Origin of the sequence: Nocardia sp. NPDC059691 (assembly GCF_042733915.1) — a bacterium.
Taxonomy (GTDB): domain Bacteria; phylum Actinomycetota; class Actinomycetes; order Mycobacteriales; family Mycobacteriaceae; genus Nocardia; species Nocardia sichangensis.
The window spans coordinates 479537-494795 of the sequence record NZ_JBHWFB010000002.1; the positions used below are offsets into that span (position 1 = coordinate 479537).

The window sequence follows — 15259 nt, forward strand, 5'->3', positions numbered from 1 at the left end:
GTCCGTTCAAATAGCAAGCGGGGGTGACACCGCGACGGGCTGGTCAGGTGGTTCGTAGGTCCGCCATGCCTCGGCTAATCGGCGTGCGGCTTCGCGCAGGTCGTGGGGTTCGGCGACGAAACTGATCCGTATGCGGTCGATGCTGCCGCCGGAGGCATCCAGCCCGGCGCCGGGCAAGATCGCGACCCCGTGTCGCAGTGCGCGCTGAGCGAAGGAGGCGCCATCCCCATGGGGCAGTCGGATCCACAGCGTCTGGCCACCGGACACCGTGGGGATGTCCCATTTCGGTAGCCGCGCGGCCAGTTCGGCCACCAGCAGGTCGTGACCTTCTCTGCGCTGCTGCGAGATTCGTTCCCGTAATCGGTCGAGATCGCGGAGCAGCCAGGTGGCGGCTAACTGTGCTGGGATGTTGCCGCCGAGATCGTGCACCGCGCGCAGCCGAGACAACCGGGCGATCACCGGGACCGGTGCCCGCACCCAACCAACACGCAACCCGCCCCAGACGACCTTGCTGAGCGAACCGATGGATATCACCGATTCGTCATAGTGGGCCAACGGCGGTGGTGGCGGATCGGTGCCAGGGAATCCGAGATCGGCCAGCACCTCGTCATCGACCAAAGGCACCGCGGCCCTTCTCGCCGACTCGACCAGGGCCCGCCGTCCCGGCGCGGGAAGCACCGTCCCTGTGGGGTTGTGGCATGTCGCAACGACATACGCGAGCGCCGCCGAGGTTACCGTGCCCAAGCCGACCGGGCCTGTCCGCAGTACCGTCGCGGCCTCGCGAAACGCCTCGAGCGCGCCCGGGTACGTCGGCGCCTCGACCAGGACGTGGTCACCGGGCCGGAGCAGCGCGCGGGCGAGTAGCGACAGCGCGTGTTGTCCGCCGCCGGTGACGAGAATCTGCTCCGGATCGGTCGGCACGCCACGCGCTCGATATCGGTCGGCAATCGCCCTGCGCAACAGCGGATGTCCGGTTGGGTGGTACCCGATGTCGCCCTCGACCGCGGCGAGCTCGGGCGCGATGTGCCGATATGCCTGGGCCAACTCGGGCGGCGGTTTCCCCGGAGCGGCACAAGCGAGCGCGATGACATCGGCGCTCGGCTCGAGCAGTTGCAAAAAGGCCGGGGAATGGGTGGTCTCGCGAGCCGGGACCGTCTCGGGTCCCGCGACCCGGGTGCCACTGCCCTGTCGGCGCACCACGCGACCATCCGCGCCGAGCAGATCGTATGCCGCTACCACCGTACTGCGCCCGACCGCGAGAGCCTTCGCCAGTTTGCGCTCGGGCGGCAGCCGCATGCCCGACCGCAGCTCACCGTCATCGATCAACGCCCGCAGTCGCCGCGCCAGCAGGACATAGAGCGGACCTCGGTCGGTCGACCAGCGACCGAGCCGATCAGCAAGTTCCATTGGCTCCATATGCAAACCAATTCTGCCTGATTGGCTCTAGGGTCCCGACCTCGCCACGGCGACGATGAACCCATGAGCAAGATCTCCATTACCGATGTCGTCGACGACCTGAGCGGTCCTTGGCAGCCGCGCGACCTGGCCACCGCCAACGACGCCGTGGTGCGCATCGCTCGCCTGCACGGCGTATTCCCCTGGCATCACCACGACGAAGACGAGCTGTTCCTCTGCTGGAACGGCACCTTCCGCATCGAAATGCAGGACCATGCGGCGGTAACACTTGGTCCCGGCGAGATCTTCGTGGTTCCTCGCGGAGTCGAACACCGACCGGTGGCCGAGGAACCAGCTCACGCGATCATGATCGAACGGCCGGAAACCAGGCAATACGGCAACTAGCCGAGGACGCACGCGACAGCGGTAGAAGCTGCGACGCGCTGAGTGAACTGTCAGTGCGGCTCCCTATGCCGCGGCAGCCTGGTCAGCTCCTCGTGGTACCGGGGCGGCGTAGTAGGCGCGATAGGAGTGAGTCAGGGAAGTAGCCACAGTCGTTCACAAGGCAGCCGGTCATATTCAATGCTTTGATCGCCGACTTCGAATGCCGATACTTCCGGACAGTGACTCTCGGGCCACTTTCGCAACAGGTTTCGGACTGCTGTTCGACAAGCTACGTAGTCGAATACGCCGGCAGGTCCGGTGAACCTGATGTGGACGTCGGGTTCGCGGGGAAGCGGGGATTCCGCTGAAGAGGTGTACACCTGTCGTCACGCAGCTTCCGGTGGCCTACTCCGCATCCGGACCGCTGGTCGTCCCGCAGGGTAGGAGTGCGTTGACAACCCTGGCGGAACGATCATGGTCGGGCTGCTGGCCGGTGATGAGCCCGAGGTAGGTATAGGACTCCATGACGCGGACCAGTACGTACGGCAGATCTTCGGAAGGAATCGACGACTGCAGGCGACCGGCGGCGGTCTCCTCGCGCACGATCTCGGCGATCAGCTCGATCAGTCGAGCCTCGAAACCGGACGCCTTGGTGGTCAGCAGGCGCAGGGCCAGTTCGCCCTCGCGGTCGATGAAGCGCTGCATGCCCGGATTCGTGTTGACGGCGCGCATGGCCTCGTTCATGACGGCTGCGGCGGGGGACTGACCGGGCGCGGCGGGAGGTCCGGAGTGGCAGTGGGTCTTCCGCGAGCGGGTGAGGGTCGGTTCGATCAGTGACCAGAGAATCTCGGTGAGCAATTGGTCGCGGGAGCCGACCCAGCGATACAGGGTGGCGCGGTCAACGGCGAGACCCTTGGCCAGCGCTTGCATGTCCACACGGTCGCCGGCGAGGAAGGTTTTGCGGGCTTCGCGGAAGGCGTCGAGAGCGGTCGGACGCGACGTGGCGGTGCCGTCGAGATGGCGCCGCAACGGTGTGTCGGCGGAGCGGGGGTCCTGCCTTGCCATCCTGCGCACCTCCCTGCGGTTGTCTCGGAATGCATGCCGACCGGCACAGTATGCTACATTTCGGAGAAACATTGCAAGAAAGCTACGGATAATTATTCTGGTGCAACACTGAACTATCCGCCGCTTCGGCCTCCTGACCCGAACCCGGTGTCATGGGCGGTCTTTGAGCACAACCGTGCAGGTGTGAAGGGACAACCGCCGATCTGACGCATTTGGTCTCGGCGGCTGCGCTGCGCAGTTACATGTCTTGTCGAGCCAGGTCACGCCGTGCGGGCGAGTGTGTCGAGCCGGTGGCGGAGGTGTTCGGCGTCCTCGCCGTGGGTGCGGGTGGCGGCGGCGCGGACGGGGCGTAGTTCGGCCAGAAGGCGTGGGGAGTTGACGGGGCCTTCGAGGAGGGTGAGGGCGGTGTGTGCTTCGGTGATGGCGGAGGTGGTGTCGCCGAGGCCCGCGAGGGCTGCGGCGTAGTAGGCGCGGTACGACGCTTCGTCGCGCGGACGCTGAGTGCCGCGGGTGCCGATAGTTTCCCGGTAGATGCCCACCGCCCGATCGTGCTGGCCCAGATAGACCCGGCCCCTGGCCTCGATGGATCGGATCTCGAACGGCGTCACGTGGTGCAGCCATACCGGCTCGTCGACATCGTCGAGCCCTCGATCGACCTCGCGCCAGGCGCGCGTCATCGCCCGATCGAAGTCCTGTCGTTCGCCGATCGCGGCATGCGCCACGGCCTCCCGCGCGGAGCGAACGGCATTCAGCCGAGCCGATGGGATCCGGCGAGCAAGGTGACTGGCCCGCTGTGCCAGCCGCACCGGTTCTCGGCTGGTCGGCCGGTCTGTGGTCAGAAACGTCAAGCTGGCCAGCGCATTGGCGAGCAGTTCGTCGTTATCGGCCTGCTCGGCCATCAGCACCGCTTCGACGTAGCACCGCCGGGCGACGGCTGGGCGACCGGCGTCCAGACAAAGCCAGCCCGCGCACCGAGCGAGTCGGCTCGTCTCGGCCAACAGCCGCACGCCGGTTTCCCGGCCGTAGGTGCCGTGGTCGAGCAGGCGACGAGCCAAACCGTATTGGCGAAGCGCGAATTCGGCGATGTCCCCGCCTCCGAAGTGATTGTCGTGCTGCCACATGCGTTGCGTCAGCGTCTGCAAGTAGTCGACATGGCTGGACCCGACTCGCGTCGGCACCGTGGCCGCCGGAGCGGTTGCCGCCAAGGTTGTGATCGTCGCAGCGAGGCCGAATTGTCTGCGGTCCATTTCGTCGGCTCCTTTACCCCCATCTTCGATGGTCCTCGGATCGGCCGGACCCAGCAAGATTGGCAGCAACGCGGTGCGCGGCACGCCCAGCGCGTCGGCGGCGCGGACCAGTTCCCGGATGTCGAAGATGGTTCCCACTTCTCCGCGCTCGACTCGTCCGGCGTGGGTGCGGTCCCAGTGCAGCAGCGCGCCGAAATCGGCTTGGGATAGCCCCATTTCTTTGCGGACGAGGGCGAGGGCCTGCCCGGGCTGTCCTTCGGCGAGCAACTTGCGGAATCGCGGCGACTTCCATACGCCGTCGATCTCGTTGTCCGTCACTTTCGTCCCCCTGACCCCGAAATTTGCTGTGATGGCGCGACTTTAAGCACGATCGCGCAGGTCGGGAGGGACAATCGCAGATATCGCACGGCTGTTCCCTCGCAGTTGACAGTCTCTGGAGGGGCTCCATGTGGCTTCACTCGGTCGATGCAGTCGACTTCGGGCCATTATGGTGGCTGCGCTGCGAAGTCACATGTCACGTCACGCCGTGCGGGCGAGTGTGTCGAAGCGGTGGCGGAGGTGTTCGGCGTCCTCGCCGTGGGTGCGGGTGGCGGCGGCGCGGACGGGGCGTAGTTCGGCCAGGAGGCGTGGGGAGTTGACGGGGCCTTCGAGGAGGGTGAGGGCGGTGTGTGCTTCGGTGATGGCGGAGGTGGTGTCGCCGAGGCCCGCGAGGGCTGCGGCATAGTAGGCGCGGTACGAGGCTTCGTCGCGGGGGAAACAGTTCTCATGGCCGACGCTCTCGCGGTACAGCTGCACCGCCCGGCTGTGGTGTCCGAGCATGCCGAGTCCTCGCGCCTCGTGGGCGCGCAGTTCGGCCTCGGTGACGTGCTCCAGCCATGCCGGGTCGTCCGGGCTGTCGAGCCCGCGATCGGCTTCGCGCCAGACTCGCGCCATCGCGCGGCCGAACTCCTGCTCGTCGCCGACGGCCGCGTAGGCCGTTGCCTCCTCGGCGGCCTTCAGCGCGTTCATACGAGCCGACGGTATTCCCCTGACGAGTTCTGTCGAACGTCGTGCGAGGCGCACGGGCTCGGCGAATGAAGCGGGCGAGGACGCGGCGAGATTCGCGAGATCACCGAGGGCGGCGGCTAATAAGGCATTGTCACCGCACTGTTCGGCGAGCAAGACCGATTCAATGAGGTGCCGCCGGGCCGTGCCGGGGCGATTACTGTCGCGAGCCAACCATGCAACGGTATTCGACAGCCATCCCGTCGCACTGACCAATTCGGCACCTATGCGGTGGCCGTAGGACCTCGAGTCCAGTAGCCGCCGCACGGAGGCGTATTGCCCTGCTGCGTAGCGGAATATCGCGCCGCCACCGCGATGATGGTCGTGCTCCCAGAGTCGTTCGGTGAGCATGCGGATATACGTGATATGCCCGGTGCCGACCCGAATCGGTTCCGCGTTCCTGGTCGGCGGTATGGAGACACCCGCCACCGCCGTCATTGTCGCTGCCAGGCCGAATTGTCTGCGGTCCACGTCATCGACTCCTTCGCAGGCCTCGTTGTCGATGGTCCCCGTATCGGGGGTAGCGAGCAAGAGGGGCAGCAACGCGGTGCGCGGCACGCCCAGCGCGTCGGCGGCACGGACCAGTTCCCGGAGTCGAAGATGGTTCCCACTTCTCCGCGCTCGACTCGTCCGGCGTGGGTGCGGTCCCAGTGCAGCAGCGCGCCGAAATCGGCTTGGGATAGCCCCATTTCTTTGCGGACGAGGGCGAGGGCTCGACCTGGTTGTCCCTCGGCGAGCAACTTGCGGAAGCGCGGCGACTTCCATATGCCGTCGATCTCGTTGTCCGACACTTTCGTCCCCCTGACCCGAAATCCGATGTTATGAGCGGACTTTAAGCACGATCGCGCAGGTGGGGAGCGACAACCGCAGATATCGCGCACCTGGTCTCGTGCGCTTGACAGCGTGGCTATCCGCCTCCCGTTCCTCGAGGCTCGGGATGCGCGCGCCGTCGGGGTGATGCCGTGCGGGGCACGGCACTCCGGACGCGGTGAGCCGCGAACGGTGGCGAAAGCCCCCGGCGGCGGGCGTTCCCATCGAACGAGAGGTGATGATGAAGCCGAAAGTGGTCGGGTACCTGCGCCGCGACATCTCCGGGCAGCGCACGCGCAGGCACGAGATGGAAATTCGCGCTATGGCGAAGTCCTCGGGTTTCGATCTGGCACGAACGCTGGTCGCCGGTCCGACCGCGCCCGCTTCGCTCGCGGCGCTGCTCACCGTGGTCGGCCGCGTCGGCGCGGTCGCGGTGATAACGCCCGCGCTCGACCATGTGCAATTCCGCGCGGACGAGATCATGGCGGTGTGCGCGCTGATCACGCTCGATTCCCAGCACCTCCCGCCGCCCGGCATCGTCGGTCGGCGTCCGGCCGCCTCGCCGCACCCGGGTTTCCGGGGCCCGGGCTGCCTGCCCTGGCAGCGCTGATCCGCGAACTCGCGCGGCCTGAGACCACTGGTTCGGAGCACCCGCACGAGAAAGAAGTCGCTGTGCCCGTCGTTCGTCGCCGCATTCGCTGGCACAGCGCCGGACTCGGAGCGTCGTTTCGAGTTCGGACGCGATGTACCTGCGCTGAGCGCACGGGACCTTGCTGGGATAAACAGACCGTTCGGTAGTAAGTTCCCTCATGAGACGTCGACATTCCGCTCCGGCAGCTTCGCTCCGGTCGGATGTTGGACCGCTGCCGGGCGGTTCGTCGCAGGTGAAGGTGAGGGTTCATGGCCGAGTACACGCCGACTCTGGTCGCGATCTACGACGTGGGTTATTCGCGGACGCGCCGCGTAGCCGAGTTCAGGTTGGATCCCGGCGGTGGCGTGACGCTGGCGGTGACCGATCGGAACGGATGCCCGCTCGCTGAAAGGCTGTACGAGCGCGGTATCAAAGTCTTCGATTCGCCCGCGCGAATAACGCCGGACGAAGGTCCGCGTTTCCTGCGCGCGCTGCTCGATGCGCAGGCGATGAGCTATTACCGCGTCATCGATGAAACCCCGGACGAGCCGGAGCGGCCCGGCGTGCGCACGCCTTGGTCCGCGATCCCAGCACCGGGCTCGGACGGCGCGGCCCCGCCGCCCGCTCGGTGAGAGATGCTGTCACCCCTCTACTTCGCAATATCACCCGGCGCTTGACCAGAACCCTCGATCTGGGGACCCGGACCGCGGCGGGCACCTACCGGCGCACCAGCAGCACGCTGGATCTCGGTGCTCGCGAGTTCCGGGCAGTCGACGAGCGGTCCGCGCGTCTGGTGGAAGAAGCGCGCACCCAGGTGCGGTCGCACCCGGCGCAGGGGGCTCGGCAGAGGTGGAATTACCAGCCCAGTGCCGCCGAATCCGCCATGCGTGCGCGCCGGTTGACGACCGATGTCGGCTTCGACGGCGATATGAGAGAAGCCGTGGCGAAAAGCTCCACCACAGTGCGGAAGATGCTCTCCGACGACGGGCAATTGAACGTCTACAAACCGATTGATGGCGAGAAATACGACGCGGGATTACCTTTCGTGCACGCGCCCGGTGCGCTCACGAGCCGGGAGATCGCGGCATACCGTGTGGACGAACTGCTCGGCTTCGGCAGAGTACCGCCGACCGCACGGACCGACGGCGTGATAGGACCCGACGGCCGGCCCAGGCCGGGCATGATTCAGCAATTCGTCGAGTCCGAGCCGTTCAGGCCGGTGGGCGAGTATTCGAGAACTCAGCAACAGCAGGTCGGAGTACTCGACTACATCATCGGGGCCATGGATCGCCATCCCGGCAACTACCGCACTGTCGAACGCGGTGGGCAGTTGGAAGTGGTGGCCATCGATCACGGTCGATCGTTCCCGCTGTCGACTCGGCCGCTCGAAATCGAGATCGATTCCGACTTCGTCACGGCGCAGAAGGGTGAACGGCTCGAAGACGATGTCTTTCGCGCGGTGCAGAATGTGGACATGGACCGCTTTCGGGCGGCGCTCGGCGACGCGGGTCTGCACGACAATGCCATCAGCGGCGCGGTGACCCGGCTGGAGAAGATACGTGAACTCGGCATGATCCCGGCCGACGCCAACGTGCTGCCACCCTGATCCGCTGAGTCATCCGGCCTGCGGGTGCGGTCGCCGCTCGATCGTGTCGCGCGCCCGTGCCCACACTTCTTGTTTCTCGAACGTGGCGGCCTGCCACGAGTCGGTGGCGAGACCGACTCGACCGCGCCATTTCCGCATGATGTCGGCGTGCACCGGCCAGCGCACGAACCGCCGCATGTCCTGCTCGGTTTCCCACACCGAGATCGAGCCGCCGCGTGACTCCGACGGCCGGGCCCACAGCCACAGGCCGACCGCGCCGTGCATCACCGGCCAGTTCCGGCCCAGCCGCATTCCCGTCTTGTAGATCGCCTGGACGTCCTCTTCGGAGGCGGCCAGAAAGTCGGTCACGCTGACGAACACCGGGCCCCGGCTGTCGTGCAGCGGCCCGGCCTGCCAGGGCATCAGCACGGTTCCGTCGGAAAACGGCTGTTCGTCCGTGCCGCTGTGTCGGTCGCCGGAACGGTTCTCGCCAGAGTTAGTAAGCATGAGTAGATGATATGCACACGCTTATTGAATTGCCAACCCTTACCTTCTGGTCTTCGCGGCCGGCGGTACATCGAACCCGCGCCTACCACCGGCAGTGCTCCGATTCGTCGTATCGATCGACTGGATCCGAGTGGTTGCACAGCGGGCGTCTTGCTGTAGTCGGTCGGAGTCGGCACCGCGGCGAGCCATGCGGCAGCCACTCGCGAAACTGGCTGTACACCAATGGAGTTGCTATCCGCCGTCGAGCTGTACCTGGTCGACGGACTAACCGCGACAGGTGTCCGCCGAGCTCGAAAGGGTCAGAGGCGCGAGGAGTCCGCTGCGTTCTGTTGTCGGCTCGGGCGGTCCGTCGGCTGTCGACCTATGGCGTCACTGGGGCCGCGGCCGTTGCGGTCTCCGGAGTGAGGCGTCCGTCGACCATGCGGTAGACGGCGTTCATGCGGTGCAGGTGGGAGCGGTCGTGGGTGACCAGGAGGGTGGCGGCCGCGTGTTCGTGGGCGACGGACAGGATCAGGTCGATCACCGCGGCGCCGCGTTCGGTGTCCAGTGCGCTGGTGGGTTCGTCGATCACCAGGAGGGACGGTGCGTTCATCAGGGCGCGGGCGATGTTCACTCGTTGCCGTTGACCGCCGGACAGTTGCGCGGGGCGCTTGTCTCGCTGGTCGGCGAGCCCGACCGAGTCCAGTAGTGCCAGTGCGCGGTCGCGGGTCGTTCGGCGGTGTCGGCGTGACGTGATGATCCGCTGCCCGAGATGCGCCATCGCCTCGAGTTGCTCGACGGCGGTGAGTGCCGGGATCAGGTTCGGTTGTTGGAAGACGATGCCGATCGACGAGCGACGCAGTGCGGCGGCTTCGCGACGGGTCACGTCAGCGAGATCGGCGGTGCCCCGGGGTGTTACGAGACGGATGCGCCCGGATTCCGGGCGGATCAGGGTGGCTGTCACGGCCAGCAGGCTGGACTTGCCGGAGCCGGACGGGCCGGTGATGGCGGCGATCTCGCCGCCGCGGACCCGCAGGTTCACTCGGTCCAAGGCGGTGAGCCGGCCGGTGCCGTCGGGGTAGGTGAGCGTCACGTCCGCGAGGGTGAGCGTGGTGGTGGGTGTCATCGGAACTCCGTGCTGAGGGCGGTCGGGCGGTTCGGGTGCGCTGATGAGGCGATCCGGGTGCGGCGGTCGGCGATCGTGCCGTGCGGAGGCCTGCGGTCAGCGGCCCGCGCCGAGCGCGGTGAGCGGGTCGGCGGTGAACAGGAAGCGCAGGGCGAACGCCGCGCCGAGCAAGCCGAGCAGGATCAGCGCGAGCGAGGGAAGCAGTGTGGTGGCCGGGCTCAGCACGAACGGCACCGCGTCGCCGAGCAATGCCGCCGCGGCGACGGTGATCCCGAGGCCGGTCGCGATACCGGCCGTGAGCACGGTGGCGGCTTGGACGAGTGCGTCGCGGACGAGCGACCCCGAAGTCGCCCCCAGCGCTTTCAGCGTGGCGATGTCGGGCATCCGCTGAATCGTCCACACGGTGAAGAACGCGCCGATCACCAGCGCGGAGATGGCGAACAGCAGGGCGGTCATCAGGGTGAGCGAGCCGTTTTCGGCCTGGTAGGAGCCGATCGCCGAGCGCGCTCCCGACAAGTCGGTGGTCCGGGTGTGCGCGGTGGCGTTCACCGCTTCCGGATCGGTCGCCCCCGAGACCGCGAGCACGGTGGCCGCGCCGGAACGAGGGTTGAGCGCCTGCCAGTCGGCGAGCGTCATCCAGACCACGGGCGTATGGCTGTACCAGTCGTCGCCACGCACGGCGGACACGACGAACGCGCGGCCGCCGATCACCACGGAACCGCCGGGCGCGGCACCGAGATCGGCGGCCGCGCCGGTACTGAGCAGCACCGTGCCCGCATCGGTCGCCGGGCGGTTGCCGAATGCCGTGTCCGTGCCGAACAGGGCGACCTGCGCGGGGGCGGAGCCGTCACCGTTCGCTTTGCCGCGGGCGATGCCCACCGGTGTCACGCCGCGGGCGGCGGCGCGCCAAGTCGCGATCTGCTCTCCGGTCAGCATGGACCCGTCGAACGAGGGAGCGCCGCCGGTGTCGGCGAAGACGACGGTATCGCCGGGCAACGACTCGACGGCCGAGACGTTCTGGTGCGCGAGCCCGGCCGTGAGCCCGCTGAGGAAGCTCACCAGCACCGCCACCAGCGTGACGACGAGCGTGATCAGTGCGAACCGGCCGCGGGCGGCGCGGAGGTCTCGGAGTGCGACGAACATGTCTCCACCCTCACGCCGCGCCGGGCCGTTTCCATCGCGCCGGGGGAGGAAGCGCGGATGAGCGAAAGTCGGCGGCGGTTTTCCACCTTTCGATGGATGCCCCGGCGATAGCCGTACATAAGCTGACACCGTGCACTCGTCCCCGTTGACCCCGGTTTTCACCACGTTGCGGCTCGGCCTGCACGTGCTGATGACCGGTTTGGCGGTAGTGGTCGCCGTGCGCGCGGTGCTGCCCGGCGCGGCACATCCGGCCGCGACCGTCGGTCTCGCCGCGGCCTTCCTCGTGACCTATTTCGCGGGTGCGGGGTTCGCGGGGAAACGGCGCGCGATTCCGGTGTGGCTCGGTGCGCTGACGGCCTTGTGGCTCGGGCTGGTCGTACTCGCGCCGGACGCGGGTTATCTCGCGTTCGGCCTGTTCTTCCTGTACCTGCACCTGCTGCCGCGCCCATGGAATCTCTGCGCCGTGGCCGCCGCGACCGCCGTGGCGGTAGTCGGCTTCGGCCTGCATCGGGGCTGGTCGGTGGCCGGTGTGGTCGGCCCGGTCATCGGAGCCGCCGTCGCGGTCGGGATCGGGCTCGGTTATCAGGCGTTGTTCCGCGAGGCCGCGGAACGACAGCGACTGATCGACGAATTGCTCAGCACCAGAGCGATACTGGCCGAACGGGAACGCACGGCGGGCAAGCTCGCCGAGCGGGAGCGGCTGGCCGCCGAGATCCACGACACGGTCGCGCAGGGGCTGAGCTCCATTCAACTGCTGCTGCACGCGGCCGAGCGGGAAGCGCCGGATCACCCCGCGCTGCAACGGATCCGGCTGGCCAGAGAGGCGGCCGCGGAGAACCTCGCCGAGACCAGGCGACTCATCGCCGAACTGGCTCCCGCCGCGCTGGAGGGACAGTCACTGGCCGAGGCGCTGGAGCGGATCACTCAGCGCGCCGCCGCGCCCGGGTTGAATACCAGGTTCGTTGTGGAGGGTCCGCCGGAGCGACTGCCCATGCCGATCGAGGCCGCGCTGGTCCGGATCGCGCAAGGCGCGGTCTCTAATGTGATCCGGCACGCCGGTGCGGGCCGGATGCGCGTGACGCTCACGTATGCGGACGACGCGATCCATCTCGACGTGGTCGACGACGGTGTCGGCATCGCTCCCGAAGTGCTCGAGCGCAGCCCGTCGGGATCGTTCGGGCTGGCCGCCATGCGATCGCGGGTACACGAGCGGGGCGGAGTCATGGCGGTCGAGTCCGAGCCGGGGCACACGGCAGTCACCGTGTCCTTTCCGCTCGACACTGTCTCGGGTTGCGCCGAACTCGAAGCGGGCGAACATGGCGCGGTGCCGCTCGCCATGGCACATCCGCCGCGCACGGAACCGGCCCGGACGGAATCAACTGCCTCGGACCCGGTCGGGCCGGTGTGCGGCAGTCAAGGCGGGCCCGAGACCGGTCCGCCCGGCCAGGGCGGAACGGACACCCGAGGCACGGACTCGCGCGACCTCGGCGCGGAGGGTTCCGAGTGATCCGCCTGCTGCTGGCCGATGACCACGCGATCGTCCGCGCCGGATTGCGCGCGCTGCTGGACGTCGCCGACGACATCACCGTCGTCGGCGAGGCGGCCACCGCGGAGGCCGCCGTCGCGTTCTGCGCGACCACGCCGGTCGACCTCGTGCTGATGGACCTGAGTTTCGGGTCCGGCCGGTCGGGAGTCGAGGCGACCGCGCGGCTGCGTGAGTTGCCGAGCCCGCCGAACGTTCTCGTGGTCACCAACTACGACACCGACGCCGACATCCTCGGCGCGGTCGAGGCCGGCGCGTGCGGCTACATCCTCAAGGACACACCGCCCGGCGAATTGCTCTCCGCGGTGCGGTCGGCCGCGGCGGGCGACAGCGTGCTCTCGCCCGCGGTCGCGTCCAAGTTGATGACCAGGGTGCGCCGCGCCGACACCACGCTGAGCAGGCGCGAGATCGAGGTATTGCGGCTGGTGTCCGACGGTCGGTCCAACCGCGAGATCGCCAAACAGTTGTTCCTCAGCGAGACCACCGTCAAGTCCCACTTGGTGCATATCTACGGAAAACTCGGCGTGCGCTCGCGTACCTCCGCGGTGGCGCGGGCCCGCGAGCGCGGCATGCTGTGACGCGGACGCGCGCGGGAACGGCCGTTCTTCACCGGAGCCGAAGCTCCGCCGATCGACTACTGTGACCGACATCGGATTTTCTATCTTCGGGGGTTTCACATGCTGATCTGGGGCTGGCAGAAGCGTATCCACACGCTCGCCATGATCACCTTGATCTGCGGCCGCTGCGGCAATCCCGCCGCGCACGCGCTGCGCAAGCTCGTCACGAAGTTCACGCTCTTCTTCATTCCGCTCTTCCCGCTCAGCACCAAGCATCACCTGGAGTGCACGTGGTGTGGCGCATCGTCACCGGTCGCCGGACCGCAGGTGCCCGACCTCCTCGCCCGCGCGAACGCCGAGAGCATGGGCCCCGCCCAGTACCAGCAGCAGCCCGCCGCGGGCGGCCCCAACGCCCAGTGGCCCCAGCAGCCCGCTCCCAACCCCAACTGGCAGCGCTGACGAAAGTCCACCGGAGACAGCCAGTGGGTCGGCAGACCGGCACGGTGCGCGCTGATCGCCTTCCCCCGCGGTCGATACCGACGCGACGAGTGAATCGCGCGACCGAACTCAGCCGAACGGAGCCGATCGAACCAACCGAGCCGAGCTGTCCGGAGTCACCACCTAGGGTGAGCGGATGGCCTCTCTTTCCGATCCCGAAGTGCGCGAGTTTCTGACCCATGGCACCCGCACCGGCAAGGTGGCGTTCGTGACGGCTGACGGCAGGCCGATGGTGACGCCGGTGTGGTTCATCGTCGACGGCGACGAACTGGTGTTCAACACCGGCAAGTCCACCGCGAAGGGCAAGGCGTTCGCCCGGGACGGCCGCGTCTCGGTGTGCGTCGACCTGGAGGAACCGCCCTACGCGTCGGTCCAGTTGCGCGGCACGGTGACGCTCTCGGAAGACCCGGGCGAACTGCTGCGCACCGCCACCGAGATCGGCGGCCGTTACATGGGCGCCGACCGTGCCGAGGAATTCGGCAAGCGCAACGGCGTCCCCGGCGAACTCGTCGTCCGCCTCCGCCCCGAGAAGGTGATCGCCCACTTCGACGCCACCGCCTGAGCGGCGGTCAATACACTCGCGCGCATGACCGTGCACTTCATCGGGGCCGGGCCGGGCGCGGCCGATTTGTTGACGGTGCGCGCGGTCGAGTTGCTCCGCGCGTCGCCGGTGTGCCTGTACGCGGGGACCTATCTGGATCCCGGCGTGCTGGCGCACTGCGCGCCGGACGCCGAACTGGTCGATACCCAGCGCTTGGACCTCGACCAGATCACCGAGCGTCTGGTGCGCGCGGACCGGGCCGGACAGGACGTGGCCCGCCTGTGCTCGGGCGACCCGTCGCTGTACTCGGCGCTGACCGAGCAGACCCGCAGGTTGGACGCGCACGGGGTGCCGTGGGATGTCACACCGGGCGTGCCCGCCTATGCCGCCGCGGCGGCGGTGCTCGGTGCGGAGTTGACCGTGCCGGAGCTGGTCCAGTCGGTCGTGCTGACCCGGACGCAGGCCCGCTCCACCGCGATGCCCGAGTCCGAAGCGCTGGCGAACTTCGCCGCCACCGGCGCCACCCTCGCGCTGCACCTGGCCGTCACCCGCACCCGCGCGACGGCCGCCGAACTGGCCGCCGAGTACGGCCCGGACTGCCCGGTCGCTGTCGTCTACCGCGCCAGCCAGCCCGAGCAATTGATCCTGCGTGGGACCCTGGCCGACATCGCCGACCAGGTCGAGGCCGCCGGACTGCGGCAGGCCGCGGTGATTCTGGTTGGCCGCGCGCTCACGCCGGCGGTGTCGTGCGCGGAATCCCACCTCTACGACCCGGCGCGGGTGCGCGGGTAATGACGGCGGGTGCCATAGGCGGCCGCCTCCCGCGGCGCGAAAGCGCCGGTTTGGGGCGGGGGTGACGCATGTGAGAACCGCAACATCCTCCTGGCAAACCTCTTACGACCTACCTACCTGCGTTGATGCGCAGTGGCTATGACGATTGGTTGGTCGGCTGCCGGGGGCGACGGTAGATTGATCCGGTGATTCGCAAAGAAGGTCCCGGCGGAGCCGGTCGGTGGGTGCTGGGCACGGGCGAGCCCATGTAACGAGCCCGGCCGGTTGGACAGATAGTTCAATTGAACATTTTTGCCTGATTTGATGTGAGAACTGAACCTGGAGACGCAGGCGCCACGCTCGGATAGGTGGAGCGCCCTCTCCGGGTGTGGTCGGGGAGCGCTTGCGTGGTGTTCCGGAAGCGAGGTTACGG

At 67.8% G+C, this 15259-nt stretch carries 16 protein-coding genes; 9 read left to right on the top strand and 7 right to left on the bottom strand.

The features are described from left to right. Window positions 1-6 precede the first annotated feature (6 nt). Window positions 7-1407, bottom strand: a complete 1401-nt coding sequence (locus ACFV2O_RS06405; protein ID WP_379250613.1) for a PLP-dependent aminotransferase family protein — start codon at window positions 1405-1407, stop codon at window positions 7-9. Between the two features lie 72 nt (window positions 1408-1479). Between ACFV2O_RS06405 and ACFV2O_RS06410 the strand changes: the two genes are divergently transcribed. Then, entirely contained in the window at window positions 1480-1800 is a 321-nt protein-coding gene (locus tag ACFV2O_RS06410) for a cupin domain-containing protein (protein WP_379250615.1), read from the top strand. Window positions 1801-2184: 384 nt separating this feature from the next. On the opposite strand, the gene ACFV2O_RS06415 is transcribed toward ACFV2O_RS06410, so the two are convergent. The 3 genes from ACFV2O_RS06415 to ACFV2O_RS06425 all read right to left on the bottom strand — a co-directional run bounded on the left by ACFV2O_RS06415 (window position 2185) and on the right by ACFV2O_RS06425 (window position 5099). Beyond that, window positions 2185-2844 carry a QsdR family transcriptional regulator gene (locus ACFV2O_RS06415; RefSeq protein WP_379250617.1) on the bottom strand — a complete coding sequence of 220 codons (660 nt, stop codon included), beginning with the start codon at window positions 2842-2844 and terminating at the stop codon, window positions 2185-2187. Window positions 2845-3104: 260 nt separating this feature from the next. Further along, window positions 3105-4409 carry a helix-turn-helix domain-containing protein gene (locus tag ACFV2O_RS06420; protein WP_379250619.1) on the bottom strand — a complete coding sequence of 435 codons (1305 nt, stop codon included), beginning with the start codon at window positions 4407-4409 and terminating at the stop codon, window positions 3105-3107. 201 nt (window positions 4410-4610) lie between these two features. Beyond that, window positions 4611-5099 (bottom strand): hypothetical protein, encoded by a 489-nt coding sequence (locus tag ACFV2O_RS06425; protein ID WP_379250621.1) that lies wholly within the window; start codon window positions 5097-5099, stop codon window positions 4611-4613. A 1084-nt stretch (window positions 5100-6183) separates the two neighbouring features. Between ACFV2O_RS06425 and ACFV2O_RS06430 the strand changes: the two genes are divergently transcribed. The 3 genes from ACFV2O_RS06430 to ACFV2O_RS06440 all read left to right on the top strand — a co-directional run bounded on the left by ACFV2O_RS06430 (window position 6184) and on the right by ACFV2O_RS06440 (window position 8182). Then, complete coding sequence (locus ACFV2O_RS06430) at window positions 6184-6555, top strand: hypothetical protein (RefSeq protein WP_379250623.1); 372 nt, start codon at window positions 6184-6186, stop codon at window positions 6553-6555. Between the two features lie 290 nt (window positions 6556-6845). Continuing rightward, on the top strand, window positions 6846-7208 hold the full coding sequence (locus tag ACFV2O_RS06435) for a hypothetical protein (RefSeq protein ID WP_379250625.1): 363 nt from the start codon (window positions 6846-6848) through the stop codon (window positions 7206-7208). 41 nt (window positions 7209-7249) lie between these two features. Further along, complete coding sequence (locus ACFV2O_RS06440; protein WP_379250627.1) at window positions 7250-8182, top strand: hypothetical protein; 933 nt, start codon at window positions 7250-7252, stop codon at window positions 8180-8182. Window positions 8183-8191: 9 nt separating this feature from the next. Here ACFV2O_RS06440 and ACFV2O_RS06445 read toward each other — a convergent pair whose 3' ends face one another. The 3 genes from ACFV2O_RS06445 to ACFV2O_RS06455 form a co-directional block, all read right to left on the bottom strand. Then, a complete protein-coding gene (locus ACFV2O_RS06445) occupies window positions 8192-8668 on the bottom strand; it encodes a hypothetical protein (protein ID WP_379250628.1) in 477 nt (158 codons plus the stop codon). A gap of 361 nt (window positions 8669-9029) precedes the next feature. Then, on the bottom strand, window positions 9030-9773 hold the full coding sequence (locus tag ACFV2O_RS06450) for an ABC transporter ATP-binding protein (protein WP_379250630.1): 744 nt from the start codon (window positions 9771-9773) through the stop codon (window positions 9030-9032). A gap of 96 nt (window positions 9774-9869) precedes the next feature. Continuing rightward, complete coding sequence (locus ACFV2O_RS06455) at window positions 9870-10916, bottom strand: ABC transporter permease (protein ID WP_379250632.1); 1047 nt, start codon at window positions 10914-10916, stop codon at window positions 9870-9872. 130 nt (window positions 10917-11046) lie between these two features. Between ACFV2O_RS06455 and ACFV2O_RS06460 the strand changes: the two genes are divergently transcribed. The 5 genes from ACFV2O_RS06460 (at window position 11047) to cobM (ending at window position 14847) form a co-directional block, all read left to right on the top strand. Beyond that, on the top strand, window positions 11047-12423 hold the full coding sequence (locus ACFV2O_RS06460) for a sensor histidine kinase (protein WP_379250634.1): 1377 nt from the start codon (window positions 11047-11049) through the stop codon (window positions 12421-12423). Then, complete coding sequence (locus ACFV2O_RS06465) at window positions 12420-13037, top strand: response regulator transcription factor (protein ID WP_355074768.1); 618 nt, start codon at window positions 12420-12422, stop codon at window positions 13035-13037. The genes ACFV2O_RS06460 and ACFV2O_RS06465 overlap by 4 nt, the downstream gene beginning before the upstream one ends. Window positions 13038-13136: 99 nt before the next feature. Further along, entirely contained in the window at window positions 13137-13475 is a 339-nt protein-coding gene (locus ACFV2O_RS06470) for a hypothetical protein (RefSeq protein ID WP_379250636.1), read from the top strand. Window positions 13476-13650: 175 nt separating this feature from the next. Beyond that, entirely contained in the window at window positions 13651-14076 is a 426-nt protein-coding gene (locus ACFV2O_RS06475) for a PPOX class F420-dependent oxidoreductase (RefSeq protein ID WP_379250638.1), read from the top strand. Window positions 14077-14100: 24 nt separating this feature from the next. Continuing rightward, window positions 14101-14847: a precorrin-4 C(11)-methyltransferase gene (cobM, locus tag ACFV2O_RS06480; protein ID WP_379250640.1), complete on the top strand. Its 747-nt coding sequence runs from the start codon at window positions 14101-14103 to the stop codon at window positions 14845-14847. Window positions 14848-15259: the final 412 nt, after the last annotated feature.

Coding starts and splice junctions, on each gene's coding strand:
- ACFV2O_RS06405 (WP_379250613.1), bottom strand. CDS start 1,407: ATGGAACTTGCTGATCGGCTCGGTCGCTGGTCGACCGACCGAGGTCCG.
- ACFV2O_RS06410 (WP_379250615.1), top strand. CDS start 1,480: ATGAGCAAGATCTCCATTACCGATGTCGTCGACGACCTGAGCGGTCCT.
- ACFV2O_RS06415 (WP_379250617.1), bottom strand. CDS start 2,844: ATGGCAAGGCAGGACCCCCGCTCCGCCGACACACCGTTGCGGCGCCAT.
- ACFV2O_RS06425 (WP_379250621.1), bottom strand. CDS start 5,099: ATGAACGCGCTGAAGGCCGCCGAGGAGGCAACGGCCTACGCGGCCGTC.
- ACFV2O_RS06430 (WP_379250623.1), top strand. CDS start 6,184: ATGATGAAGCCGAAAGTGGTCGGGTACCTGCGCCGCGACATCTCCGGG.
- ACFV2O_RS06435 (WP_379250625.1), top strand. CDS start 6,846: ATGGCCGAGTACACGCCGACTCTGGTCGCGATCTACGACGTGGGTTAT.
- ACFV2O_RS06445 (WP_379250628.1), bottom strand. CDS start 8,668: ATGCTTACTAACTCTGGCGAGAACCGTTCCGGCGACCGACACAGCGGC.
- ACFV2O_RS06450 (WP_379250630.1), bottom strand. CDS start 9,773: ATGACACCCACCACCACGCTCACCCTCGCGGACGTGACGCTCACCTAC.
- ACFV2O_RS06455 (WP_379250632.1), bottom strand. CDS start 10,916: ATGTTCGTCGCACTCCGAGACCTCCGCGCCGCCCGCGGCCGGTTCGCA.
- ACFV2O_RS06470 (WP_379250636.1), top strand. CDS start 13,137: ATGCTGATCTGGGGCTGGCAGAAGCGTATCCACACGCTCGCCATGATC.
- ACFV2O_RS06475 (WP_379250638.1), top strand. CDS start 13,651: ATGGCCTCTCTTTCCGATCCCGAAGTGCGCGAGTTTCTGACCCATGGC.
- cobM (WP_379250640.1), top strand. CDS start 14,101: ATGACCGTGCACTTCATCGGGGCCGGGCCGGGCGCGGCCGATTTGTTG.